27 protein-coding genes and 2 pseudogenes are annotated in these 22,081 nt (G+C 71.0%); 19 read left to right on the forward strand and 10 right to left on the reverse strand.

The annotated features are described in order from the left end of the window. Positions 1-7 precede the first annotated feature (7 nt). On the forward strand, positions 8-1,666 hold the full coding sequence (locus Cba03nite_RS29770; RefSeq protein ID WP_203753337.1) for a SulP family inorganic anion transporter: 1,659 nt from the start codon (positions 8-10) through the stop codon (positions 1,664-1,666). Positions 1,667-2,286: 620 nt separating this feature from the next. Here the strand turns inward: Cba03nite_RS29770 and Cba03nite_RS40690 are convergent. The 3 genes and pseudogenes from Cba03nite_RS40690 to Cba03nite_RS29780 form a co-directional block, all read right to left on the reverse strand. Beyond that, a pseudogene (locus Cba03nite_RS40690) lies at positions 2,287-2,577 on the reverse strand (sigma 54 modulation/S30EA ribosomal C-terminal domain-containing protein); the annotation flags it as partial. 191 nt (positions 2,578-2,768) lie between these two features. Further along, positions 2,769-2,975: a DUF2795 domain-containing protein gene (locus Cba03nite_RS29775; RefSeq protein WP_203753238.1), complete on the reverse strand. Its 207-nt coding sequence runs from the start codon at positions 2,973-2,975 to the stop codon at positions 2,769-2,771. 115 nt (positions 2,976-3,090) lie between these two features. Continuing rightward, positions 3,091-3,333 (reverse strand): hypothetical protein, encoded by a 243-nt coding sequence (locus tag Cba03nite_RS29780; protein WP_203753240.1) that lies wholly within the window; start codon positions 3,331-3,333, stop codon positions 3,091-3,093. A 194-nt stretch (positions 3,334-3,527) separates the two neighbouring features. On the opposite strand from Cba03nite_RS29780, the gene Cba03nite_RS29785 reads away from it, so the two are divergent. The 3 genes from Cba03nite_RS29785 (at position 3,528) to Cba03nite_RS29795 (ending at position 6,190) form a co-directional block, all read left to right on the forward strand. Then, positions 3,528-3,869, forward strand: a complete 342-nt coding sequence (locus tag Cba03nite_RS29785) for an ArsR/SmtB family transcription factor (RefSeq protein ID WP_203753242.1) — start codon at positions 3,528-3,530, stop codon at positions 3,867-3,869. A 264-nt stretch (positions 3,870-4,133) separates the two neighbouring features. Beyond that, positions 4,134-4,448, forward strand: coding sequence for a hypothetical protein (locus Cba03nite_RS29790; protein ID WP_203753244.1), 315 nt, complete (start codon positions 4,134-4,136; stop codon positions 4,446-4,448). Between the two features lie 80 nt (positions 4,449-4,528). After that, positions 4,529-6,190, forward strand: a complete 1,662-nt coding sequence (locus tag Cba03nite_RS29795) for a serine/threonine-protein kinase (RefSeq protein WP_203753246.1) — start codon at positions 4,529-4,531, stop codon at positions 6,188-6,190. 53 nt (positions 6,191-6,243) lie between these two features. On the opposite strand, the gene Cba03nite_RS29800 is transcribed toward Cba03nite_RS29795, so the two are convergent. Continuing rightward, positions 6,244-6,852, reverse strand: a complete 609-nt coding sequence (locus Cba03nite_RS29800; RefSeq protein ID WP_203753248.1) for a VOC family protein — start codon at positions 6,850-6,852, stop codon at positions 6,244-6,246. A gap of 243 nt (positions 6,853-7,095) precedes the next feature. Here Cba03nite_RS29800 and Cba03nite_RS29805 point away from each other — a divergent pair, with 243 nt between their 5' ends. The 5 genes from Cba03nite_RS29805 to Cba03nite_RS29825 all read left to right on the forward strand — a co-directional run bounded on the left by Cba03nite_RS29805 (position 7,096) and on the right by Cba03nite_RS29825 (position 10,019). Beyond that, positions 7,096-7,365, forward strand: a complete 270-nt coding sequence (locus Cba03nite_RS29805) for a GlsB/YeaQ/YmgE family stress response membrane protein (protein ID WP_203753250.1) — start codon at positions 7,096-7,098, stop codon at positions 7,363-7,365. A gap of 284 nt (positions 7,366-7,649) precedes the next feature. After that, positions 7,650-8,288, forward strand: a complete 639-nt coding sequence (locus tag Cba03nite_RS29810; RefSeq protein WP_203753252.1) for a DUF5701 family protein — start codon at positions 7,650-7,652, stop codon at positions 8,286-8,288. Between the two features lie 107 nt (positions 8,289-8,395). Continuing rightward, the gene (locus Cba03nite_RS29815; RefSeq protein WP_203753255.1) at positions 8,396-8,965 is read left to right on the forward strand and encodes a TetR/AcrR family transcriptional regulator; all 570 of its coding nucleotides are present in this window, start codon (positions 8,396-8,398) and stop codon (positions 8,963-8,965) included. Positions 8,966-9,000: 35 nt separating this feature from the next. Further along, positions 9,001-9,702 (forward strand): FMN-dependent NADH-azoreductase, encoded by a 702-nt coding sequence (locus Cba03nite_RS29820; protein WP_203753257.1) that lies wholly within the window; start codon positions 9,001-9,003, stop codon positions 9,700-9,702. After that, a complete protein-coding gene (locus Cba03nite_RS29825; protein WP_203753259.1) occupies positions 9,699-10,019 on the forward strand; it encodes a DMT family transporter in 321 nt (106 codons plus the stop codon). Before Cba03nite_RS29820 ends, Cba03nite_RS29825 begins: the two co-directional genes overlap by 4 nt. A gap of 24 nt (positions 10,020-10,043) precedes the next feature. Here Cba03nite_RS29825 and Cba03nite_RS29830 read toward each other — a convergent pair. The 4 genes and pseudogenes from Cba03nite_RS29830 to Cba03nite_RS29845 all read right to left on the reverse strand — a co-directional run. Further along, positions 10,044-11,657 (reverse strand): annotated as a pseudogene (locus Cba03nite_RS29830) (TlrC/CarA/OleB/SrmB family ABC-F type ribosomal protection protein); the annotation flags it as partial. Between the two features lie 204 nt (positions 11,658-11,861). Beyond that, complete coding sequence (locus Cba03nite_RS29835; RefSeq protein ID WP_203753263.1) at positions 11,862-12,275, reverse strand: CBS domain-containing protein; 414 nt, start codon at positions 12,273-12,275, stop codon at positions 11,862-11,864. Beyond that, complete coding sequence (locus tag Cba03nite_RS29840) at positions 12,272-12,853, reverse strand: cysteine hydrolase family protein (protein ID WP_203753265.1); 582 nt, start codon at positions 12,851-12,853, stop codon at positions 12,272-12,274. Before Cba03nite_RS29840 ends, Cba03nite_RS29835 begins: the two co-directional genes overlap by 4 nt. Before the next feature lie 167 nt (positions 12,854-13,020). Continuing rightward, positions 13,021-13,878 (reverse strand): alpha/beta fold hydrolase, encoded by an 858-nt coding sequence (locus Cba03nite_RS29845; protein WP_203753267.1) that lies wholly within the window; start codon positions 13,876-13,878, stop codon positions 13,021-13,023. Positions 13,879-13,993: 115 nt separating this feature from the next. On the opposite strand from Cba03nite_RS29845, the gene Cba03nite_RS29850 reads away from it, so the two are divergent. From Cba03nite_RS29850 to amaP, 8 genes are all read left to right on the forward strand, one after another. Continuing rightward, on the forward strand, positions 13,994-14,551 hold the full coding sequence (locus Cba03nite_RS29850; RefSeq protein ID WP_203753270.1) for an isochorismatase family protein: 558 nt from the start codon (positions 13,994-13,996) through the stop codon (positions 14,549-14,551). A 6-nt stretch (positions 14,552-14,557) separates the two neighbouring features. Then, positions 14,558-15,016 (forward strand): DJ-1/PfpI family protein, encoded by a 459-nt coding sequence (locus tag Cba03nite_RS29855; RefSeq protein WP_239126101.1) that lies wholly within the window; start codon positions 14,558-14,560, stop codon positions 15,014-15,016. Between the two features lie 231 nt (positions 15,017-15,247). Continuing rightward, positions 15,248-15,718, forward strand: coding sequence for an Asp23/Gls24 family envelope stress response protein (locus Cba03nite_RS29860; protein WP_203753273.1), 471 nt, complete (start codon positions 15,248-15,250; stop codon positions 15,716-15,718). Further along, positions 15,718-16,194 (forward strand): Asp23/Gls24 family envelope stress response protein, encoded by a 477-nt coding sequence (locus Cba03nite_RS29865; protein ID WP_203753276.1) that lies wholly within the window; start codon positions 15,718-15,720, stop codon positions 16,192-16,194. The genes Cba03nite_RS29860 and Cba03nite_RS29865 overlap by 1 nt, the downstream gene beginning before the upstream one ends. A 43-nt stretch (positions 16,195-16,237) precedes the next feature. After that, positions 16,238-16,429: a hypothetical protein gene (locus Cba03nite_RS29870; RefSeq protein ID WP_203753346.1), complete on the forward strand. Its 192-nt coding sequence runs from the start codon at positions 16,238-16,240 to the stop codon at positions 16,427-16,429. Then, the gene (locus Cba03nite_RS29875) at positions 16,426-16,845 is read left to right on the forward strand and encodes an Asp23/Gls24 family envelope stress response protein (RefSeq protein ID WP_203753280.1); all 420 of its coding nucleotides are present in this window, start codon (positions 16,426-16,428) and stop codon (positions 16,843-16,845) included. The genes Cba03nite_RS29870 and Cba03nite_RS29875 overlap by 4 nt, the downstream gene beginning before the upstream one ends. Positions 16,846-16,882: 37 nt before the next feature. Further along, the gene (locus Cba03nite_RS29880) at positions 16,883-17,413 is read left to right on the forward strand and encodes a DUF6286 domain-containing protein (protein ID WP_203753283.1); all 531 of its coding nucleotides are present in this window, start codon (positions 16,883-16,885) and stop codon (positions 17,411-17,413) included. Continuing rightward, on the forward strand, positions 17,413-17,985 hold the full coding sequence (amaP, locus tag Cba03nite_RS29885; RefSeq protein ID WP_203753286.1) for an alkaline shock response membrane anchor protein AmaP: 573 nt from the start codon (positions 17,413-17,415) through the stop codon (positions 17,983-17,985). The genes Cba03nite_RS29880 and amaP overlap by 1 nt, the downstream gene beginning before the upstream one ends. Before the next feature lie 354 nt (positions 17,986-18,339). Here the strand turns inward: amaP and Cba03nite_RS29890 are convergent, their stop codons facing one another. Further along, positions 18,340-18,885, reverse strand: coding sequence for a dihydrofolate reductase family protein (locus Cba03nite_RS29890; RefSeq protein WP_203753289.1), 546 nt, complete (start codon positions 18,883-18,885; stop codon positions 18,340-18,342). A gap of 119 nt (positions 18,886-19,004) precedes the next feature. On the opposite strand from Cba03nite_RS29890, the gene Cba03nite_RS29895 reads away from it, so the two are divergent. Further along, positions 19,005-19,898, forward strand: a complete 894-nt coding sequence (locus tag Cba03nite_RS29895) for a LysR family transcriptional regulator (RefSeq protein WP_203753292.1) — start codon at positions 19,005-19,007, stop codon at positions 19,896-19,898. Between the two features lie 129 nt (positions 19,899-20,027). Here the strand turns inward: Cba03nite_RS29895 and Cba03nite_RS29900 are convergent, their stop codons facing one another. Beyond that, complete coding sequence (locus Cba03nite_RS29900; RefSeq protein ID WP_203753295.1) at positions 20,028-20,264, reverse strand: glycoside hydrolase family 12 protein; 237 nt, start codon at positions 20,262-20,264, stop codon at positions 20,028-20,030. A gap of 422 nt (positions 20,265-20,686) precedes the next feature. On the opposite strand from Cba03nite_RS29900, the gene Cba03nite_RS29905 reads away from it, so the two are divergent. Then, positions 20,687-22,072, forward strand: a complete 1,386-nt coding sequence (locus Cba03nite_RS29905) for an extracellular catalytic domain type 1 short-chain-length polyhydroxyalkanoate depolymerase (RefSeq protein ID WP_203753298.1) — start codon at positions 20,687-20,689, stop codon at positions 22,070-22,072. Positions 22,073-22,081: the final 9 nt, after the last annotated feature.

Here is a 22,081-nt window from a genome sequence, read left to right on the forward strand (position 1 = left end):
CGTGTCCATGCTGCTGCCCGGACCGGCCGACTGGACGGCGATGCGCCGCCAGCCCCGCCGCGACCTGCTTGCCGGCCTGACCGTCGCCGTCGTCGCACTGCCGCTCGCGCTCGGCTTCGGCGTCTCCTCCGGCCTGGGTGCCGCAGCCGGCCTGGCCACCGCGATCGTCGCCGGAGCCGCCGCCGCGCTGCTGGGCGGCTCCAACCTGCAGGTCTCCGGACCCACCGGCGCGATGACCGTCGTCCTGGTCCCCATCGTGCACCGGTTCGGGCCCGGCGGCGTGCTCACCGTCGGCCTGATCGCCGGAGTCCTGCTGGTCGCCCTCGCCCTGGCCCGTGCGGGCAGGTACGTGCGCTACGTGCCCGCCCCCGTGGTCGAGGGCTTCACCGCCGGCATCGCCGCGGTGATCTTCCTGCAGCAGGTGCCCGCGGCGCTGGGCGTGGCGACCCCGGAGGGGGAGAAGGTCACGGTCGTGGCGTGGCACGCGATCACCGACTTCGCCGCGCATCCCCGATGGACCGCGCTGGGGCTGGCGCTCGGCGTGGCCGCGGTCATGCTGATCGGCGCCCGCTGGCGACCTGCGGTGCCGTTCTCCCTGCTGGCCGTCGCGACGGTCACCGTCGTCGCCGTGATCACGCACCTCGAGGTCGCCCGCATCGGTGCCCTGCCGGCGACACTGCCCGCCCCGTCGCTGGACTTCCTGAACCCGGCCGCCGTGCCGATGCTGCTCACCTCCGCGGTCGCGGTCGCCGCACTGGCCGCGCTGGAGAGCCTGCTGTCAGCCACCGTCGCCGACGGCATGACCGTCGGGCAGCGCCACGACCCCGACCGGGAACTGTTCGGCCAGGGCGTGGCCAACCTGGTCACACCGCTGTTCGGAGGCGTGCCCGCCACCGCCGCGATCGCCCGCACGGCCGTCAACGTCCGCACCGGGGCGGGTTCCCGGCTGGCCGCGCTGACCCACGCCCTGGTGCTCGCTGTGATCATGCTCGCCGCCGCACCGCTTGTCGCGCACATCCCCCTCGCGGCACTGGCCGGAGTGCTGCTGGCCACCGCCATCCGCATGGTCGAGGTCGGTTCGCTGCTCGCGCTGGCGCGCTCGACCCGCTCCGACGCGGTGCTGATGGTGCTGACCGCGGCCGCCACCCTGGTCCTGGACCTGATCGCGGCGGTCGGCATCGGGCTGGTCCTGGCGGCATTCCTCGCGGTACGGAAGATCGCCCGCTCGGCGACGCTGGAGCAGGTGCCGCTGGACGTCGCCGATCACCATGCCGAGGAGGCGGCGCTGCTGGCCGAGCACATCGTGGCATACCGGTTCGACGGGCCGCTGTTCTTCGCCGCCGCCCATCGGTTCCTGCTGGAACTGACCGAGGTCGCCGACGTGCGGGTGGTGATCCTCCGCATGTCGCGAGTCTCCGCGCTCGACGGCACCGGTGCCGTGGTCCTGCGCGACGCCATCGAACGACTGGAACACCGCGGCATCACCGTCTACCTCTCCGGCATGCGGCCCGAGCACGAACGAGCGCTGGCAGCGATCGGCGTGCCGCAGCGGCTGCGCTCGCAGGGCCGGATGTTCGACGACACCCCGGCCGCGATCACCGCCGCCCGCACGCTGCTACACCAGGCCGGGGTGCTCGCCGCCGAGCCGGTCCTGAAGGCGGCGTGAGGGCCCGTGCAGCCGCGCAGACTCGCCGCCTGGCACGCGTACCTGGTCATCGCCACCGAGCTGCTGCCCTCGGTGCGCGCCGCCGCCACCGCCACCTCCGAGCAGTTCGCGGCCCTGAGCGTGCACCTGGCGGCGGGGCGACGCTGGTGGGGTGGCGACAGGGAACGCATGTCGGCGATCCTTGCCCGCGCCGAGGCGATGCATGACCGGGGCGATCGCGCCGGGGCGGCGGTGCTGCTGCGGGTGCTCGCGGTGCGGCTGTTCGCGATCTCCAGCACCATGCCGACCGCCTCGTGCGACGGAGGCGAGCCCCAGTGACCTGCCGGAGCAGCACCGTCGGCCTGCGCACCCGCGCCCGCAGGCGCCTGTGCCGAGACGTCCTGCGCCAGCGGGCTCACTAGGCCGAGGTCACCGTCGTAGCGGCGGTAGAGCAGGTTCCCGCGGCCGCTTTCGCGGTCGGTGTAGAAGATGAACGGCACCGCGGTCGCCGCGAGCCGGGCGGCGGCCTGCGCCGGGTCGAGGACACACGCAGGCTGAGAGCCGACCTGGATCGCCGCCGTCGGCAGGACCGGTGGACCGGCACCCTGCCGTATGACTCGCAGCTGCTCGGATTCGGTGCGGTAGACGATCGCGTCGTCGCCGGTGCCGGTTTCGGTGAACAGGTGCGCGTCGTAGTCCATGGCCGCCAGCCGCATCCCGGCCTCGGTGAGAGCCGCGGTCTGCAGCCGCACCGCCTTGAGCCGGGCGACGGCGCCTTCACCTGGCACGGCGAGTCGCCGGCGGAACGGCAGCGGCCACGCGACGGCGTCCACATTCGCGGCCACCCGGTGAATCTGGCGCTCCAGGCGGTCCAGGGCTGCGCGTGCGGCGGCCTGCGGAGTGCGGGCGCAGATCTGGACACGTGCCGGCATGCCCCGAACCTGGAGGTTGACCTGGATCAACGTCGGACCTTTCGCGCCGCCGACGGTGCTGACGCGTAACCGAACCGGCCCGGCGGCGCTGTTGTGCGCCGTGACGACCGCAATGACCACGTGACGGGCGAGGTCGACGAAGCCGGGATCGACCTCGCCACGGGTGCGCACGTCGACACGGACACCGCGGGTCACTCGCCGATGGGGATGTGGGCCAGGTCGGTCCACAGGTCGCGCATGGCCGGGTAGGGGCGCTCCGGCAGAGTCCTGATCACCGCGATCACGTCCGGCCGGGCGTGGCTGCACGCGGCGAAGGCGAGCAGCTCGTCGCGGGTGGCCGGCCCGGTCGTGAAGGCGGCTTCGATGTGGTTGGCCAGCTCGATGCGAGTCACGGTCACTGGTGTTGCTCCTGTCGGTTGTCGGGGGTGGCGTGGCCCGCCGCTCGGGGAAGGAGGAGGGGTGCGGCGGGCCACGCCACGATCATGGGGAGGTGCGGCTAGTGCAGCCCGGCCTTCAGGCTGTCCAGTTCCGCCCACTGCGAGCCCAGAACGAGTTCGGCTTGTGCTCGTCGGCCAGCCGTACCAGCGTGCCGGCGTCGACGAGCCGGCCCGTCAGTCGCTGCCATTCCTCGTCGGAGCCGTCGCACCACACGACCTCAGCCGGGGTGGTCAGTGCGGCCACCTCGCCGACCCAGGCCAGCAGCCGAGCATGGGCGGTCGGGGCAGGGGCCAGGCCGGGCGTCGTTGCCACAGTCATCGATCACTTGCCTTTCAGTGCGAGGGCGGTACCGCGAAGCCACTCTCTTAGTAGTTGCTAACGTTAGCAACCTGCTAGGTCGTGTAGTCTCGGGTGGTGACGCGAACAGGTCACATGACGACCTGCCGAGCCGCCCAAGCGTGGACAACACGCCCGGGCGGGTACGGTTTCCTGCAACGAAGGGGGGTGGACCGGTGACCAAGCCGCTGTACCAAGCCAAAGCAGAGTTCTTCAAGGCGCTCGCCCACCCCGCACGCATCCGAGTCCTGGAACTGCTGTCCTCAAGGGAGCACTCGGTCGGCGAGATGCTGCCCGAGGTCGGCCTGGAATCGGCGCACCTGTCCCAGCAACTGGCAGTCCTGCGCAAGATAAACCTGGTCGTCACCCGCAGGGAGGGCTCGACGGTGTACTACTCCCTGGTCAGCCCCGAGGTGGCCGAACTGCTCGCCGTCGCCCGGCGCATCCTCACCGAGGTTCTGGCCAACCAGGTCGAACTGCTCGACGATCTGCGTGCCGGGCAGACAGGCGCTCGATAGACGCGGCGGCACATGCGCTGCAGCCGCCCACGAACTGGGCGGGTGTGTCAGGCGGGCTTCCCATCTCTCGTGTCCGCCTGACACGCCCGGCCCGTCACCGCGCCGCCGGCCGACGAGGCGCCGCCCGTCGGCCTGTCCACTGTGTCCGCAGCGGGCGGACATCGTGGCACCAGTGTGGATCCGGCGAGGGCGCGCAAGGTGATGGGCATCACCACCCGTGTAGGTTAGGCCGATTGCGGCGCGGCTATACCGGCACGGTTGTCGATGAGTGGGGGTGTGGTGTTCCACGAGATGTTCTCGTTCGCGGAGTTGTTGCTGGCCTGCATGGTCGGCGCCGTCATCGGCGCGTGCGCGTTGGGCGGGCTGATGTCCTCGTGGCTTCGGGAGGTCCGCCAAACGCGCCGCCTGGCCTCCCGGCAACGGCGCCAGGCCCAGGAGCTGCTGCGCCTTGCCGAGCAGGCCCCTGGCGTGAACACCGATGCCTGGGACGCCCAGCTGCTGCGGCGGGTCGCCGCACCCGCCCGCACGGCGAAGGCCCGGGTGCCGATGAACTCGACCAGCCGCCACCGCGCGGCCTGAAGCATGGCACGGAACCTCATGGTGGGGCAGGTCGGCCCGCGGCGCGATGACGCCGCGGGCCGACCGGTACAGGCGTGCCCGTGACCAAGACGACCACGTCCGGTCACTGGCGGCCCGGCCGGCTGCTCGACGACCGCTACCGGCTGCTCGACCCGGTCGGCACCGGTGGCAGCGCCAGCGTCTGGCGCGCCCGCGACGAACGCCTCGGCCGTATCGTCGCGGTCAAGCTCCTGGACCCGAGGCTGCTGACCGACGAGCTGGCGCTGCGCCGGCTTCGCGACGAGGCCCAGGCGCTGGCGCGGCTGCGCCATCCGCACATCGCCGAGGTGTACGACTACGGCGTCACCGGAACCCGCCGTCCCAACGCCGCCTACCTGGCCATGGAACTCGTCGACGGGCAGTCGCTCAACCAGATCCTCGGTGAACAGATCTACTTGGACTGGCCGGTCGCGGTGACGGTCGCCGCGCAGGTCGCCGCGGCGCTGGTCGCCGCGCACGCCCGCGGCATCGTCCACCGCGACCTCGCACCGAGCAACGTCCTGCTGGCAGCGGACGGCGCGAAAGTCATCGACTTCGGCATCTGCGCTCCGCAGGGAGCCGACGACCTCGACCCGGGCGGATATCTGGCCGGGACCCCCGCGTACCTGGCCCCGGAACGGCTCGACGACCCGCAGCCCCGGGTACGCCCGACCGCCGACGTCTACGCCCTCGGGGTGCTGCTGTACCGGATGCTGTCCGGTGACCTGCCCTGGGACGCCGAATCGGCCCTCGAGCTGCTGACCGCGGCACAGACCCGGCAGCCGCGGCCGCTGCCGCACGTTCCCGGGCTGCCCGCGCCCGTCGCCGAAACGATCACCGCCTGCCTGCGCCGGGACCCGGCCGCCCGCCCCACCGCACCGGAACTGGCGGCCCTGCTCGGCGAGTACTCACGCCCCGAACTCCTGCCGCACGTCATGCCGCCTGCCGCCGTGGGACAGGAAGTGCACACCGGCGCCGAAGCGCCCCTGCAGCCCTGGCAGCCGCCACGACGCCGGCCCCGGCGGCCCGCCCTGGCCGCAGGACTCCTCGGTGCCGGTGCCGTGGCAGCCGCCGCGGTCTGGGCCTGGAACTCCCCGGCGGCGCAGGCGCCGACAGCCCAGGCGGCAGCGCCGTCACCCACGGCCTCCACGACAACGGCCTGCGCCGTCGTCTACCAGCTGCACACCGACGACGGCACCCGGTTCACCGCGACCCTCACCATCGCCAACACCACAGCGACGACACTGCCTGCCGGGCAGCTGCGCGTGCAGCTGCCCGGCACCCAGCAGATCGAACCCACCCACGGCTGGCGACAGCACGACCACACCGCCACCGCCGCCATCGGCCCGCTGTCCGGCGCAGCCACTGTCAGGCTGCCGATTGCCGGCACGTACCGCGGCGCCAACCCTCTGCCGACGAGCTTCAGCCTCGACAGCCACGGCTGCTCGGTGACCCTGCTCGGCCCCTCCGGCCAACCGGTCAGTCCGCCCGGATCCGGCCCCACGACCGACGCCGGTCCGGGCACACCCGGCCCCGGCACCGCACCGTCTGTCGGGCCGGATGCGCCCGGCACGCCGATGCCCACCATCGCACCTGCGCCGGAAACATCCCGCCCGGCCCCAGAGCAACCCGGCAAGCCCTCGGCCAAGCCGAGTCGACCGCCGCGGCCTTCCAACAGCCCGCCGCGAGCCAATGCCGCAGCCGAGCAGTCGGCCGGCCGCTAGGTTCTGTCTCGCAGACCATCTCGCGCGGCCGCTGGACCACCGAAGTCCACCACCTAGGCGGACACGGACTCCCACCGGAAGCCGTCGAGGTCGGCGAAGCCTCCGGCGTCGCTGCCGACGGCGATGCGGTGCGAGCCGGAGCCCTCGGGTGACACGCCGGAGTCCTTGGCGGCGAACTTGCGGCTGTAGAGGGCCAGCTTGATGGTCGAGGTGCCGAACTCGACGTACTTGCTGCCGAAGCTCTTGGTCACCGGCAGGCCGCGGTCGGCGTAGAACTGCCTGGTCGCCTTGACGTTGTCGACGCCGAGCAGCAGGACGACATCGTTGACCTGCCGCGTGGCGGGGGCGGAGTTCTTCTTCTCCGCCGACGCGAGCTTCCAGATGGTGCCGAACGGGTCCTGAAGGGTGCCACCGTAGCCCCAGAAGCTCTTGCTCGCCGGCTTGAGCGCCGTCGCACCGGCGGCCAGGGCCGTGCCGAAGAAGCTGTCCACGTCGCACGGCTGGGGCACGACCAGCGAGATCGCGTAGCCGCGGAATCCGGCCGACGGTTCGTCGCCGGCCCGCACGCGGATGCGCTCGCCCAGCCCGAAGGCCGCGGTGTAGAACGAGCCGGCGGCGGCCGGGTCGGTGACTTCGAGGATGAGGTGGTCGATGGAGGTCATGGCGTGCTCCTTCGGGAGGCTGTCGTAGATCGCTGTGTCTGAACACAGCTTCACCTGCCGGGCCGCCCGCCCACATCCGTGGTGACCACGGAAGCCGCCACGGAGCCGGCGCACGGAGACGCACGCGGAGCCACGACCGGCGACACAGGACCTGGCCCGGAACCTGTGACCAGGGGCCGGTTTGCTCGTGGGCCGCAGCGGGCAGACACGGGGTGACAACGACAACGCGCAAAGGAGAAGGACATGACTGTCGCCGGCATCATCTCGGCCCTCATCGTGGGCCTGGTCATCGGCGCGCTCGGCCGGCTGGTCGTTCCTGGCCGCCAGGGTATGCCGATCTGGCTCACCATCGTCGTCGGCATCGTCGCGGCGCTGATCGGCACCGCGCTCGCCCAGGCCGTGGGCGTGGCCGTCACCGACGGCATCGACTGGATCGAGCTGGTCTTCCAGGTCGGCCTTGCCGCGCTGGGTGTCGCGCTGCTCGGCGGCATCCGTGGCCGCAGCACCGTCTGATCATCGCACGTGACGCTGGGGGCCGGGTACGTGGTTACGTACCCGGCCCCCAGCGTCACAGCGGCACGGAGTACCAAGCCGGCGGTCGACGAGGACATCGGCCGGTCCCGCCGGAACTCCTTTGTATAACCGGACGGTTATTGATCACTTGCAGATTCGCCGTTGCTCCGACGAGCGATCCCGCAGATGCTGGGACATGCAAGATCGTCTGCTTGAACAGCCGCCCTTGCGGGCCCGTTCTGCCGGCGAAACCGGTCATCACCGGCCGTATGAAGGAGAGACCGATGCGCACCACACTGGCTCCGCTGCCTTCGCTTGCCGAACAGGCGCAGCGACTGATCGAACTCGGACTGCACGACCGCGCCGGGCTGGCCGAGTCGGACGTCCGGGGCGCCGCCCAGGTCGGCGGGCAGAACGCACTTCTGGTGATCAACGCGGACCGCGTCGCTCCGTCGGCCGTGGCGCCCATGCTGCGCCACGGAGGTCGCCAGGGATTCGTCGTGGAAGACATGACCGACCTCGACTCGTTCGCGCCGATCGACGTCGCGGCGACGCCCGAGGCACCCCTGTACCTGGTACACGACATCACTCGCGGCGACGAGATGGCCAATTGGAGCCCCGACGAGGCCCTGCCCGCGCTGACCGCCGCGGGCCGCACACCGTTGACCGTCGCCGAGGGCATTCACTGGCTGCTGCAGCAACCTGAGGCGCTGGAGCGCAACCACTGCTTCATGACCATCGGCTCGCGGCTGCGGCGCGCGGACGGCAGACTCGATGCCCGTACCCCGGCGCTGTGGCTGAGCAACGGAACCGGCCGCGACGGCGCCGCCAGGAAGCACGCTCCGAAGGTCGGCTGGTGCTGGGCGGGCAACCGCCACACCTGGCTCGGGTTCGCCTCGGCGAGCCGCAGATCAGTGGCATGAGCCCGCGCGGGCCGAGGTCGACGGCCCGCCGGAGCTGAGAGCGGGGCGGGCCGGGGTGAGTCCTGGCCCGAACTGCCCGGCCCCGGCGAAGCCGATACGGTGAGGCCATGGCCGGTCAGCACGCCCACGAACGCGCGGACGCGGCGGAGAACCGTGCTCGCGTGCTCGCCGCCGCGAGCGAGCTGTTCGCCGCACGCGGTGCGCAGAACGTGACCATGGACGACATCGCCCGCCGGGCCGGTGTCGGGCGGGCCACCTTGTACCGGCGCTATCCGGACCGGGCCTCGATCGCCGTCGCGCTGCTCGACGAGCACGAGCGCGCCATTCAGCAGCAGCTCATCAGCGGCGCGGCGCCGCTGGGACCGGGTGCCTCGCCGTCGGCTCGGCTCGCGGCGTTCTATGAGGCGATGCTCGGGCTGCTGGAGCAGCACGTGCACCTGGCCCTCGGCGCCGAACTGGGCCGATCGCGCTATGAGACCGGCGCCTACGGGTTCTGGCGTGCGCACGTGCACTCGTTGCTGGTCGCGGCCGATGTCCCGGATCCGGATGTGCTCGCCGACGTGCTGCTCGCGCCGTTGGCACCGGAGCTCTACCTCTACCAGCGGGAGACCCGCGGGTGGGAACGCGAGCAGATCGCACGATCGCTGGCGTTGCTCGCAGGCCGCGTACTCGCCTAACCGCTCCAAGCTGGACAAGTGGACGCTGTGTCCACATGAGTGCTACGGTTCCGCTAAACGGACACGGCGTCCACTTAGCGGAGGTCTGCACCTTGAACAGCCACCCCCACCTGCTCCATCTCGATTCCAGCGCCCGCCGGACCGGCTTCTCCCGGCACATCGGAGCGAAATACGCGCAAGCATGGCAAGCGGCGAACCCCCACGGCCGCTACACCTACCGGGACCTCGTCAAGCAGCCCGTTCCGTTCATCGACGAAGCCTGGACCCAGATCTGCGACACCGTGCTGGCCGAACAGATCACCGACCCCGGACGGATCCACGAAGCCGTCCGGACACCCGCACAACGAAAAGCCTGGGAGATCGTCGAACCCCTGCTGGCCGAACTCCTCAGCGCCGATGAGCTGCTCATCGGTGTGCCGATGTACAACTACTCCGTCCCCGCGAGCCTCAAAGCCTGGATCGACCAGGTGACCTTCCCCCGAGCCCGGCTCACCGCCAGGGTGGTCGTGACCGCGGCTCGCGGCGGCGCCTACGGACCCGGCACGCCACGCGAACCCATGGACCACCAGGAGCGGTACCTGCGCGACTTCTTCCGCGGCCACTTCGCGGTCGACGAAGTCGCCTTCGTGACGGTCGAGATGGTCAACTCCCTGGTCGATCCTGCTCTCGCCGCGTTCCGGCAGCTGCACCTCGACTCGGTGGCGGCCGCGCTGAAGACCGTGGAGGCGATGAGATGAGCTGGATCACGCTGTTCGCGGCCGGCCTCGTGGAGGTCGCATGGTCGCAGAGCATCAAGCCGACGCAGAACTTCACCCGGCTCTGGCCGACCGCCGCGTGCCTGGTGCTGGGCGTGGGGGCGGTGTACCTGCTGTCCCGCGCGATGCAGGTCATCCCGGTCGGCACGGCGTATGCGGTCTTCACCGGCATCGGAGCGGTGGGAGCGATCACTCTGGGCATCGTGGTACATCGCGATCCCGTCTCACCGATGCGCCTGGCGGCGGTGTCCTTGATCGTCGCAGGCATCCTCCTGGCCCGACTCGCGGCCGACGAGTAACGCCGTGCCCTGGCCACGGCGGCGTGCCGACGGCTGAACCGCCCGTACGCCGCGCAGCTCCAGGTGAGTGCCGGTGAACCCGGCCCGCATGCGGCGGTCGTGGGTGACGACGACCACCGCGCCCGGGTACTCCACCAGCGCCTGTTCCAGCTCCTCGACCAGCGCCGGGGAGAGGTGGTTGGTCGGCTCGTCGAGCAGCAGCAGGTCGACCGGCTTGCTGACCAGGCGGGCCAGTTCGAGCCGGCGAAGCTGCCCGTACGACAGCTCGCTCACCCGCAACCGCAGGTCAGCCGGCCGGAACAGGCCGAGTGACAGCAGCTCATCGGGGTCACCGGCCTGCCCGCCGGCGAACGCCTCCAGCACCGTCAGCTCAGGCGGCCACGTCGTCGACTCCTGCCGCAGGTGGCCGATCCGGCCGCGGGTGCGCACCGTTCCGCCGTCCGGGCGCAGCTCCCCGGCCAGGACCCGGATGAGAGTGGTCTTGCCTGCCCCGTTGGGTCCGGTGACCAGCAGCCGGTCCGCGCCTTCGATCCGCAGCGACGGCACATACAGCCGGCCGGCGACGCGGACCTCGTCCAGTTCGGCGACCGCTTGCGGCGGCTGGTCCTCGCCGCCGGTGACGCGGGCCGCGAAGACCAGCGGGTCGGGCGGCGGCGTCACCGGGTTGCCGATGAGGCGCTCGATGCGCTCCTTGGCGTTGCGGATGCGTCCCATCGCGCCGTGGTCGCGGCCGCGCGCCCGGAAGGCGCCGTGCCCGAACTTGGCCATGGGCGCCTTGCGCGGGATCGCGTCCAGGCGGAATGCGTTCGCTGCGGCGAGCCTGCGGTTGCGGTGGAGCTCGTCGCGCCAGTCCTCGTACTCCTGCAGCCGTCGCCGGCGTTCGGCCGCCTTGGCGACCAGGTACCCGTCGTAGCCGTCGCCGTAGCGGGTCACCCTGCCCTCGCCGACCTCCAGGATCGTGTCGGTGACCCGGCTCAGGAACTCCCGGTCGTGGGTGACCGCGAGCACCGTGCCGCGGTGGCGCCGCAGGTGCCCCTCCAGCCAGTCCACGGCCTGGTCGTCGAGGTCGTTCGTCGGCTCGTCGAGCAGCAGCAGCTCTGGCTGGGACGCCAGGGTGGCGGCCAGCGCCAACCGGGACCGCTCCCCACCGGACAGGGTGCCGAGCGCCCTCGTACGGTCCAGACCCGGCAGGCCGAGCCCGTGCAACGCCTTGTCGACGCGGGTGTCCGCCCCGTATCCGCCGCGTGCTTCATAACGCGCCACCAGCCCGGAGTACGCGTCCAGGGCGGCCGTGAGTTCGGCGCCCGACAGGCCGCCGAGCCCGTCCTCAGCGTCTTCGATGAGCGACTCGAGCTCGCGGAGGTCGGCCAGGGCCAGGTCGATCGCGTCCTGGACCGTGGCCTGCGGCGGCAGCGCCAGCGACTGGGCCAGGTAGCCGACACCACCCGGCGCGACCACCGTCACCTCGCCGCTGTCGGGCCGGTCGGCCGCGGCGATCAGCCGCAACAGCGTCGACTTGCCGGCCCCGTTGTCGCCGACGACGCCGGCCTTCTCACCCGGCTTGACACTGAAGGACACCGCGTCCAGCACGATGCGGTCGTCGTAGCGGCGGGTGATGTCATGCATCGAAAGCTGCATCGCATCACCATCGCCCGGCCCGGAGCCGAACAACGCGGAAGATCGCACCGCCGGATTAGCCACCGGTTATCGATCGCAGGCAGGCCGGCGACGAACCAGCGTTCCAGCACGTCACCGGCCCGGCGAACGCTCCACCGGGCCGGCGACATCCATCGTGTCGTCACACTCGACGCCCCGTTGACCGGAGCGCAGGGCGGGGCTGGATCAGGCGGAGATGGCGTCGATGAGGTCGCCGACCGGCCGGTCCGGCAGGGCGCGGGCCACGTCCGCGACGGCCACGATGCCGACAAGGCTGCGCCCGTCGATGACGGGCAGCCGGCGGACCTGGTGGCTGGCCATGGTCTGCAGGATCTCGGCGTCGTCGTCGTCGGCGCCGATGGTGACGGCCTCACCCTGGGCGAGGTCCCCGGCGGTCACGCTCGACGGGTCGCGGCCTTCGGCCAGGACCTTGACCACGATGTCGCGGTCGGTGAGCATCCCCTTCAACCGCTGGTCGTCCCCGCAGATCGGCAGCGACCCCACGCCGAGGTCGGCCATCTTCTTCGCCGCGTCCAGGGCGGTCTCCTGCTCGCCGACGCAGGTCACGTCGGGCGTCATGATGTCTCGTGCGCTCGTCATCTGGTGTTCTCCTTGTCATGTCGGGCGGGTGCCACCGCCAGGGCGGAGGCGACCTGCCGGTGTGTGATGAGCTGGTTCTGGCCGATGAACCGGCCGGCCATGGTGATCCCGGCGCGATGCTGGCCGCGGCTGCCGTGGCTGGCGCACGCGTCGCGCACCAGCCACGGGGTGTGTTCGCGTTCGAACGCGTCGGCCACGGACTTGAGCACACAGGTGTCGGTGTCCATACCGCAGAACACCAGGTCGGTCCAGCTGTACGTGTCGACGAGCCCGGTCACCTCGGCGGTGAACACGCTGTAGCCGGTCTTGTCCGCCACCGTCACCGCTGCAGGGCCGTACGGAACGAGGTCGTCGACGAGATCGGTGTCGGGGGAGTGCTGAACCTCGGTCCAGCCGAGGAGGCGTTCGAACTTGCTGCCGGGGTAGTTGTGATACCTGGTGAAGATCATCGGAAGGCGGGCTTCGGACCAGCGACGCACCAGCGGGACGATCCGGCGGCGGACGGTCGGTTCGCTGAACTCGTTGCAGAAGCCGTTCTGCACGTCGACGACGAACAGCACCGCGTTGCCGATGTTCATCGTTGCCTCGCTTCGACGGCGTTGGCCGTTCACTGAGCGCATACCCGGCGACGACGACGATCAACCATGCCGGGGCGGAGCAACCGGGATCGGCAACCGTCCCGGCCGCCTGATCCTCGGGCCGGTCCAGGCACAGTGCCGCCGGCGCCTTGCACGGACCCCGCCCGTCAGGCGAGGAAGCCGCACAACGCGTCGACCAGGGCGCCCGGGTTCTCCTCCGCCATGTGATGCCCCGAGTCGATCGGCCCGCCGCGCAGGTCGGCAGCCCACGGACGCCACACCGCCAGCGGGTCGCCGTAGAGCTCGGCGAGGTCGTCACGCGAGGACCACAGCAGCAGCGTCGGGCAGGTCACCGTGCGGCCCGCGAGCCGGTCGGCCTGCTCGTGCTCGCGGTCGACGCCCAGGCCCGCGCGGTAGTCCTCCAGCATCGCGCGCACCGTCGCCGGATCGTGGATCGCCGCACGGAACTCGGCGTAATTGCCCCGGCCCATCGTCTCGGAGTCGGCGTCGTACCACGCGTCCGGGTCGGCCATGATCGCGCGTTCGGGCCTGCCGGGCTGAGCGAAGAAGAACCAGTGAAACCACCGCTGGGCGAACCTGGCGTCGCAGCGCGCAAGGGCCTCGCTGATGGGCACACCGTCCAGCACCACGAGCCGGCCGACCGCCTGCGGACGGTCGAGTGCCAGGCGCAGCGCCACATAGCCGCCCCGGTCGTGCCCGGCGACGGCGAACGACGCGTGGCCCAGCGTGTGCATCAGGTTTGCCAGGTCCCGTGCGACCGCACGCTTGGACTGCTGGGAGTGATCCGGGCGGATCGCCGCCTTGCCGGACGCCCCATAGCCGCGCATGTCCGGGCACACCACCGTGTACCCCCGCTCGACCAGCCGCGGCGCTACGCGGTGCCAGGTGGCACCCGTTCGAGGGTGGCCGTGGATCAGCAGCACCGGCAGGCCCTGACCGGCGTACCGGACACGCAGCTCGACCTCGCCGACGTCGACCCGCCGGTCTGCAAAGTCTTCGAACATGTCATCGGTCTACCCGCGCGGGCGGGTCTGACGCCCGGTGCCGCTGTCCGGATCGATCCGCAAGCCGGCCGAAACCGATCTTCGCTGCCGACTCGAACTGCCGCAGGCTGGACGCATGAACAAGGCTCTCCTGGTGATCGATGTGCAGGAGTCGTTTCGCCGGCTTCCGGACTGGGACCTGACTTCCGAGCCCGGCATCGTCGGCAAGGTCAACCGGCTCGTGGACCTGGCCAGGGCGAACGGCGACCTGGTCGTATGGGTGCTCGGGACACGGCCCGGATCCGGCACCGTCTTCGATCCCGCCCTCGGGTTCGTCCGGTTGATGGACGGCCTGGACCCGGCAGGCGACGAGCCGATGCTGCTCAAGTCCGCGCACAACGCGTTCACCACGACGAACCTGCACCAGCTGCTGACCCAGCGCGGTACGCGCCAGCTGACGGTCTGCGGCATCAAGACCGAGCAGTGCTGCGAGACGACCACCCGCGTGGCCTCCGACCTGGGCTTCGACGTCACCTTCGCGATCGACGCCACGGCCACCTGCCCCATCGCCGACCCGGCCGGTGGGCCTGCGCTCGGCGTCCGGGACGTCATCGAGCGCACCCGCTACGCGCTTTCCGGCCGGTTGGCGACGATCAGGACCGTTGATGAGCTGACCGGCACGTCCGTAGGCTGAGCCGTCATGCCGCGCGTCGTCTTCGTCCTCGTACCGTCGGTGCACCTGCTGGAGGTGGCCGCACCGGCCCAGGTGTTCTCCATCGCCACCGACCTCGGCCACGACTACCGCCTGCACTACGTGTCCGACCAGACTCCGGTGCGCAGCGTGCAGGGCCTGGCGCTGAACGCCGACCTCGACTGGCCGGCACTGACCGCAGACGACCTGGTCGTCGTGCCGGGATGGCGGGGCCCCGAACGGATGATCAGCGCCGACGGCGCCCGGCGGATGCGCGAACACCACGCGGCCGGTGGCACGGTGGCCGGGATCTGCGCAGGAGCCGACGCCCTCGGCCGGGCGGGCCTGCTCGACGGGCGGCGCTGCACCACCCATCACGCGATCCAGGACGAGCTGGCTCGGGCGCGATCGGCGCCACCCCGATGGCGTACCAGCAGCTCCTGCGTCTGGAACGGGCCGAACACCTGATCGATCGTGGCGTGACTGTGGACGCCGCGGCCCGTGAGGTGGGATTCAGCGACGCACGGATGCTTCGCACGCTGCGTGCCAGGAGACGGTCGGAGGCAGCTGACCACACGTGATCTCGCGTCGATCCGGACCTGCGTCGGTCGCGGGCTGAACCCGAATCTCGCCGGATATGGATTAAGCCGGGTCACGCCTGGGAACACCATATGGCGCCGATCGAAGCGAGGGGGAACCATGACGCAGACGACGGTGGAACGTTCTCCGGTGCCCACCACCGGGCAGGAGAAGTCACCGAAACCGCACAACGACCGCCTGACCACCGACACCGGTAAGATCAGCGTCGCGCAGGGCGTGGTGCAGAAGATCGCCGGCATCGCCTGCCGGGAGGTCGCCGGCGTGTACTCGATGGGCACCGGCACCGCGCGGGCCTTCGGCGCCATCCGCGAGCGGATCCCGGGCAGTGCCGGGCCGAACGTGGCGCAGGGTGTGGGGGTGGAGGTCGGTGAGACGCAGGCCGCGGTCGACCTGGACATCGTCGTCGACTACGGGGCCAGCATCGCCGAACTCGGCCGCAGCGTGCAGCGCAACGTCAAACAGTCGATCGAGCGGATGACCGGCCTGGAAGTCGTCGAGGTCAACGTCAACGTCGACGACGTGCACCTGCCCGACAGCGGCGAAGATCGCGGCCCCGCCCGGGTCGAGTGATGAACGTGTCGGCGCCGACGCCGTCGCCGCTGGTGGACGGCGTGGACGTCGACGCGGTGGCGGGCGCTGCCAGAGCGTGCCCCGGCGTCGACGACCTGCTCGGCGGCTTTCCCGAGGTGGCGACGTACCTGCCCGGCCGCCGCGTGACAGGGGTCAGGATCACCGACGACACCGTCGAGCTGTGCCTTCGCGCCGACTGGGGGGTCCCGCTGTACGAGGTCGGCGCGGCGGTACAGCACGCGGTTGCACCACTGGCGGGCAGGCGATCCGTCGACGTCACCATCGCCGAGGTCACCGACCCTCCGGCAGCCCGGCGGACCACGTCGGAGCAGCCCGCCGCTCTCGGGCCACAACAGCCTTCGGCGCACCCCGCCGAAACACCTGCCGGGGCCCACGGCGACCCGCTGATGAGCCAGGCGAACCCCGGTGCCCACCCGGCCCGGCCTCTGCTGGCGGCGACGCCCGAACCGCCTTAGGACGATCCCGGGCCGCACCACCCGTGAGCCCAAGGAGCAGATGATGACCTCCACCATGTTCGGCACCGCCGTAGGTCTCGTCCTCGGCATCGTGCTGGTCTTCACGAACTTCGGTCAGATGCTGATCGTGGCCCTGTTCGGCCTGGCCGGCTGGGCTGTGACGAAGGTCCTGACCGGGGAACTGGACCCGACCAGGCTCGGCGCCGGGCTGGCGCAGCGGCGGAGCCCGCGATGACCGAGACCCTGAACCTCCCCGCGACCCCGCCCGGAACCGGCGCGGAGGGCGCCGAAGGGGCGATCAACATCGGCGAGGACGTCATCGCGAAACTGGCGGCCGCCGCCGCCGGGGAACTACCCGACGTCGGCGGCCCGGCACGCGGTCTCGGGCACCTGACCGGCGCCGACGTCCTCGGCGCGAAAGCCGGCCTCGCCCACCGGCCGAAAGCCTCCGCCCATCTGGACGGCGACCAGGTGCACATCGACCTCACCGTGAGCACGCGATGGCCGGTATCGCTGCCGCAGGTCACCGCGGCGCTACGCGAACACGTCCGCACGCGGATCCAGACCATGACCGGATTGCCGGTCGCCACCGTCAACATCGAGGTCGCCGACCTGATCACCGCCGACCGCGCCGCAGCCCGCGTCCACTGACGCCGGCCTACCACCCGCCACCGTCACAGGAGGCACCATGAGACGGCTCATCAACCGCCTGCTCGCCCTCGCGCTCAGCCTGGCGCTGATCGCCCTGGCAGGCGTGGTGATCGTCGAGGTCGTCGCGGCGCTGCTCGGCAAAGGGCCGGTACTGCTCGACTGGCCGGCGGCGGCAAGGTGGGCACAGGACAACACCTGGGGCAACCCGCGAGTCCTGGCCGCCAGCCTGATCCTTTTGGCGGCCGGGCTGGCGCTGGTGCTCGGGCAGCTGTGGCCGGCCGCCACCCGGCGGCTGCGCGTGGACAGCAGCGACCCGGCCACCGACATGGCGGTCACCCGCCGGACGGTGGCGGCCGACGTCACCGCGGCGGTACGCGACGTCGACGGGGTCATCCCGCAGAAGGTGAAGGTCGGCCGGTCGCGCATCGCCGTGCGCGCCGCCACATCCGCCGGCGGCGACCAGGCCGCGCTGGCCGACCAGGTCCGGGCGGCGGTGACCGGACGGCTCGAACGGCTGCACCTGCGCCGCCCGCCACGCCTGGCGCTGCGCATGTCACGGAGGACCTGATGAACGTCGACCGCTTCAACCGGGCCGCCCTGCTGATTCTCGGGCTGCTGCTACTGGCGGCCGGCGCCGCCGGGCTGGCGGCGTACACCGACATGTTCGGCTGGTCGATGACCGACCGTGCCGTCGCCGACACCGCGGACCGCTACACCGGCGCCGGCGGCCGATGGCTCGGTCCGCTGGCAGCGGTGGCAGCCCTCGTGGTGCTCCTGCTGGCGCTGCGCTGGCTGGCCGCGGTGCTGCTGTCCACCGACCGAGTCCGCACGCTTGCGCTGGGACCGGATGGCCGCGGCGGCGAACACACGCAGCTGGCCGGATCCGCCATGGAAGGCGCCGTACGACACCAGCTCGAAGGCTACCGGGGCGTCACCTCGGCAAAAGTCCGCCTGGTAGGTAAAGCGAACGAGCCGAAGATGGCCGTGGAAGTCAACACCTGCGAACGCGGCGAGCTCGCAGCGCTGTGCGAGCGCATCGAGCGCGGCGTCCTGGCCGACGCCCGCAGGGCGCTGGGCCGTGACGACCTGCCGGTGCGGCTGGACCTCGACGTGGATCGCTCACGGGCCAGGGTCGTGTGAGCACGGTCGGCCGTTGCTCGGGCGAACCGGCCCCGATGACGCCGCGGACCCGCACCTACCCGGCGAAGATTGATCGCAGGGCCCTGAAGCCGGAGGTACACACTGGGCGGCCGGCTGCGGGGCCGCCCAGTGCGCAGGCGGAACGTGGTGTCAGCCGACGATGTCGAAGACGTTCACGATCGGCTGGGTCACGCGGGCCGGGTCGCCCTGCCGTCGAGCCACAGGGTGTCCGTGGCGTCGCGGTGGGATCCGGCTGATCCGACGTGCTTGCTGTTGATCATAGGTCCGTTCTTGATCACATGAACCAGGGCCATGGCGTGGCCGCGGCCGAGGCCTGCCTGGAAGGACACGGGCTCAGCCGCCGATCCGGTAGTGCAGGTGCACGACGCCGGTGTCGAACGTGGCCGAACGGTGCAGGGTCATGTCGATCCGCTTGCCGTCGGCGGGGAACAGCCGGGTGCCCTCGCCCAGCACGACCGGGAACACCATCAGGTGCAGGTCGTCGATCAGGCCGGCCTCCAGCAGCGTCTGCACGATCGAGATGCTGCCCGAGGTGTTGATGTTGCGGCCGGGGGCCTGCTTGAGCTCGGCCAGCCGCTCTACGAGGTCGCCGTCGAGGACTTCGCTATTCGCCCATCCTGCGGTGGCCAGCGTCGTGGACGCCACGATCTTGCGGATGCCGTTCATGGCCTCGGCCATCGGCCCGGACTGGGTGGCCCAGTAGCCGGCGAACTCGTCGTAGGTCCGCCGTCCCAGCAGCATGGTGTCGGCGTCGGTGATCAGGCCGCCGATGGCGGCGGAAGCCTGGTCGTTCATGTGCTGGAACGTCCACTGCTCCGGGGCGCCCACCACGCCGTCGGCGGAGATGAACAGCCCGGCCACGATCCTGCGGTTGGTCATGTCGTTGGTCCTTTACTCGGGAAGGGGTGACACCAACCACCCTCGCCGAGCGCCCCGAAACGATCAAGAAAGGTTCGGGCTACGTTCGTTGCTCCACAGACAACGATCGGGGCGAGGCGATGCTGGAACGAGTCGAACTCGAGGTGCTGCTCACCCTCGCCGAGCAGCTGCACTTCACCCGCACCGCCGAGCAGCTGCGGCTGTCCACCGGCCAGGTCAGCCGGATCGTCAAACGCCTCGAACGCCGCATCGGCGCCGATCTGTTCGTGCGTACCAGCCGCACCGTCACCCTCACCCCGATCGGCGCCGCCCTGGTCGAGGACCTCACCCCACACGTGGCCGGCATCCGCACCGCTCTCCTGCGGGCCGCTGCCGCCGGCCGCAGTGTCACGGGAAGGGTGCGGGTCGGATTCGTCGGCGCCGCCGCCGGACAGCTGCTGCTGCGCACCGTCGCGCTGCTCGGCGCGCGCCACCCCGACTGCGACATCCACATCCAGGAAGCGCAGGTCCACGACGCCTGCCAGCGGGTCTTCAACGGCAGTCTCGACGTCCTCATCACGGCACTGCCGGTCTCCGGTGTGAGCGTGGGCCCGGTCCTGCTGTCCGAGCCGCAGCTGCTCGCCGTTCCGGCAGGGCATCCGCTGGCCGCACGAACCGAGGTCAGCAGGGAGGTGATGGCCGACCACCCGGTGATCCAGATGCCTGACACGATGCCCGAGGAGAGCAGGCGCTACCGCATACCGGTCTCGACACCCGGTGGACGGCCGGTATTGCCGGGGCCGAAGGCTGACACGTTCCCCGAGATCCTGGCCCTTGTCGCCGCAGGCCGGGGCGTCTTCCCGGTCGGTGCGCACGCGGCACGGTTCTATCCCCGGCCGGACATCGCCTACGTGCCCATGCCGGACGCCCCGCCGGTGCGATGGGCACCGGTGTGGCTGCCGGTCAACGACAGCGCCCTGGTCCGCGCCTTCGTCGACTGCGCCACGCAGGCAGCCGAACCGCCACCGGCCTGATCGGACGGCGGCGTAGCACCGTGTCTTCGGATGTCCGCCGAGCCGCCGTGGTCCAGCGGCTCGGCGAACGGTCGGCAGACCGCCATGGTCGCCTTCTGCCGTCGGGTGGGGTTCGCCGATCGCTGCGCGTCAGGCGTAGATGAACCAGTAGCCCGCGGGGTAGCTGCTGCCACTCGGGTACCAGACGCACTGGAGCGGGCCGGTCCAGCCGTAGTTCTGGATGCCGTAGTTGCCGATCCGGACGCACTCCGAGTAGTCGTAGACGACCCCGCGAAGGCTGGTCGCGGCGTGTGCGGGCGTGGCTCCGGCGAACACGGTGGCGCCCACCAGGACCGTCGCCGCGATCGCCATCTTGACTCTGCGCATCTTCCCTCCATCGATGAAGCGGTTAAGCGAAGCATATATAAATGACCATCGATTTGGTCCGCTCGTCCCGGCAGTTGGTCAGCGGCCCGAAACGAGCCGCCGTTGAGCGCGCGGTCCAGCCGCGGCCCCCGACGTCCGCCGCTGAACTATCATTGTCCATCGATTGACACTTTCGTGTCCACAAGGAACGCTGTATGTCATACGACGGTCGCGGAAGCCGGGCACCGGGACCGGTCGCACCACAGACAGGAACGCGGGCTGCTGTCGCGTGCGGACGCTCAGGCCGCACGGCCCGCCGGGGGCACCGGCGGGACAAGTGCCACTACACCCGCGATTCTCAGCCGGTACGCCGTGGGTATGCCGCGCGAACGTGGCGCCTCGGCACGTCCCCGACTCGTGCGGGGTATGAAGGAGACAGACCCATGAAGATCAAACGAAAGCTGCTGCTCGCCCTCGCCGCATCAGTGGCGGCGGCGGGAGCGGCGATCCCGGCGGTCCAGCCCGCCTTCGCGGCCTCACTGGCCGAGGTGACCAACTTCGGCAGCAACCCGGGCGGGATGCGCATGCACATCTACGTCCCGGACTCCCGCCCGGCCAACCCCGCGATCGTGGTGGCCATGCACGGCTGCGGAGGCTCCGGGCCCGGCTTCTACTCCGGCAGCGAGTTCGCGTCGCTGGCCAACCAGTACGGCTTCATCGTCATCTACCCGAGCGCCATGCAGGAGGCCGGGTTCGGCAGGTGCTTCGACACCTGGTCGGATGCCGCCAAGCGCCGCGACGGCGGCAGCGATCCGGTCTCGATCATGTCGATGATCGCCTACACCGTGCTCCAGTACGGTGCTGACCAGACCCGCGTCTTCGCCACGGGCAGTTCCTCCGGCGGCATGATGACCCAGCACATGCTCGCCCTCTACCCGGACAGGTTCAAAGCCGGGGCGGCGTTCATGGGCGTGCCGTTCAACTGCTTCGCCAACGCGGCCGACTATCCACCCGGCAGCAGCCAGTGCACCGGCGGCAGCATGAACCGGACCCCGCAGCAGTGGGGTGACGCGGTACGACAGGTCAATCCGGGCTTCACCGGCCCGCGGCCCCGGGTGCAGTTGTGGCACGGCACCAGCGACACTCTCGTTCCGTACTCGCTGCTGCAGGAATCGGTCGAGCAGTGGACCAACGTCCACGGCCTCAGCCAGACCCCCACGTCCTCGGACACCCCGCAGGCCGGCTGGAACCGCCGTCGCTACGCCGACTCCTCGGGCACGGTGCGGGTCGAGGCGCTCAGTATCCAGGGAGCCGGTCACAGCCTGCCGTCGAGCGGCATGGCCGCCTCCGCGGTCGCGTTCTTCGGCCTGACGACCACGGGTCCGAGCACGCCGCCCAGCCCGAGCGCACCGCCGAGCCCGTCCACGCCGCCGAGCCCGTCCACGCCGCCGAGCCCGTCCACGCCGCCGAGCCCGTCGACGTCACCGAGCCCGTCTTCAACGCCCGGCACCGGCGCCTGCCGTGTCACCAGCGCCGTCGACGCATGGAACAACGGCCTGGTCGAGAACCTCACCATCACGAACACCACCGGCGCCGCGATCAACGGCTGGTCCCTGGTGTTCACCCTGCCCGGCGGCCAGGTCATCACCTCCGGCTGGAACGCGGCCTACTCGCCCGCCTCCGGGCAGGTGACCGCCAGGAACCTCGCCTACAACGCGGGCATCCCCGCCGGCGGATCCGTCAGCATCGGCTTCCAGGCGAACCACACCGGTAACGCCGGAAAGCCCACCTCGTACACCCTCAACGGCGCGACCTGCGTCATCGCCTGACCGACACGA

Source organism: Catellatospora bangladeshensis, assembly GCF_016862575.1.
In the GTDB taxonomy this organism is placed as follows: Bacteria; Actinomycetota; Actinomycetes; order Mycobacteriales; family Micromonosporaceae; genus Catellatospora; species Catellatospora bangladeshensis.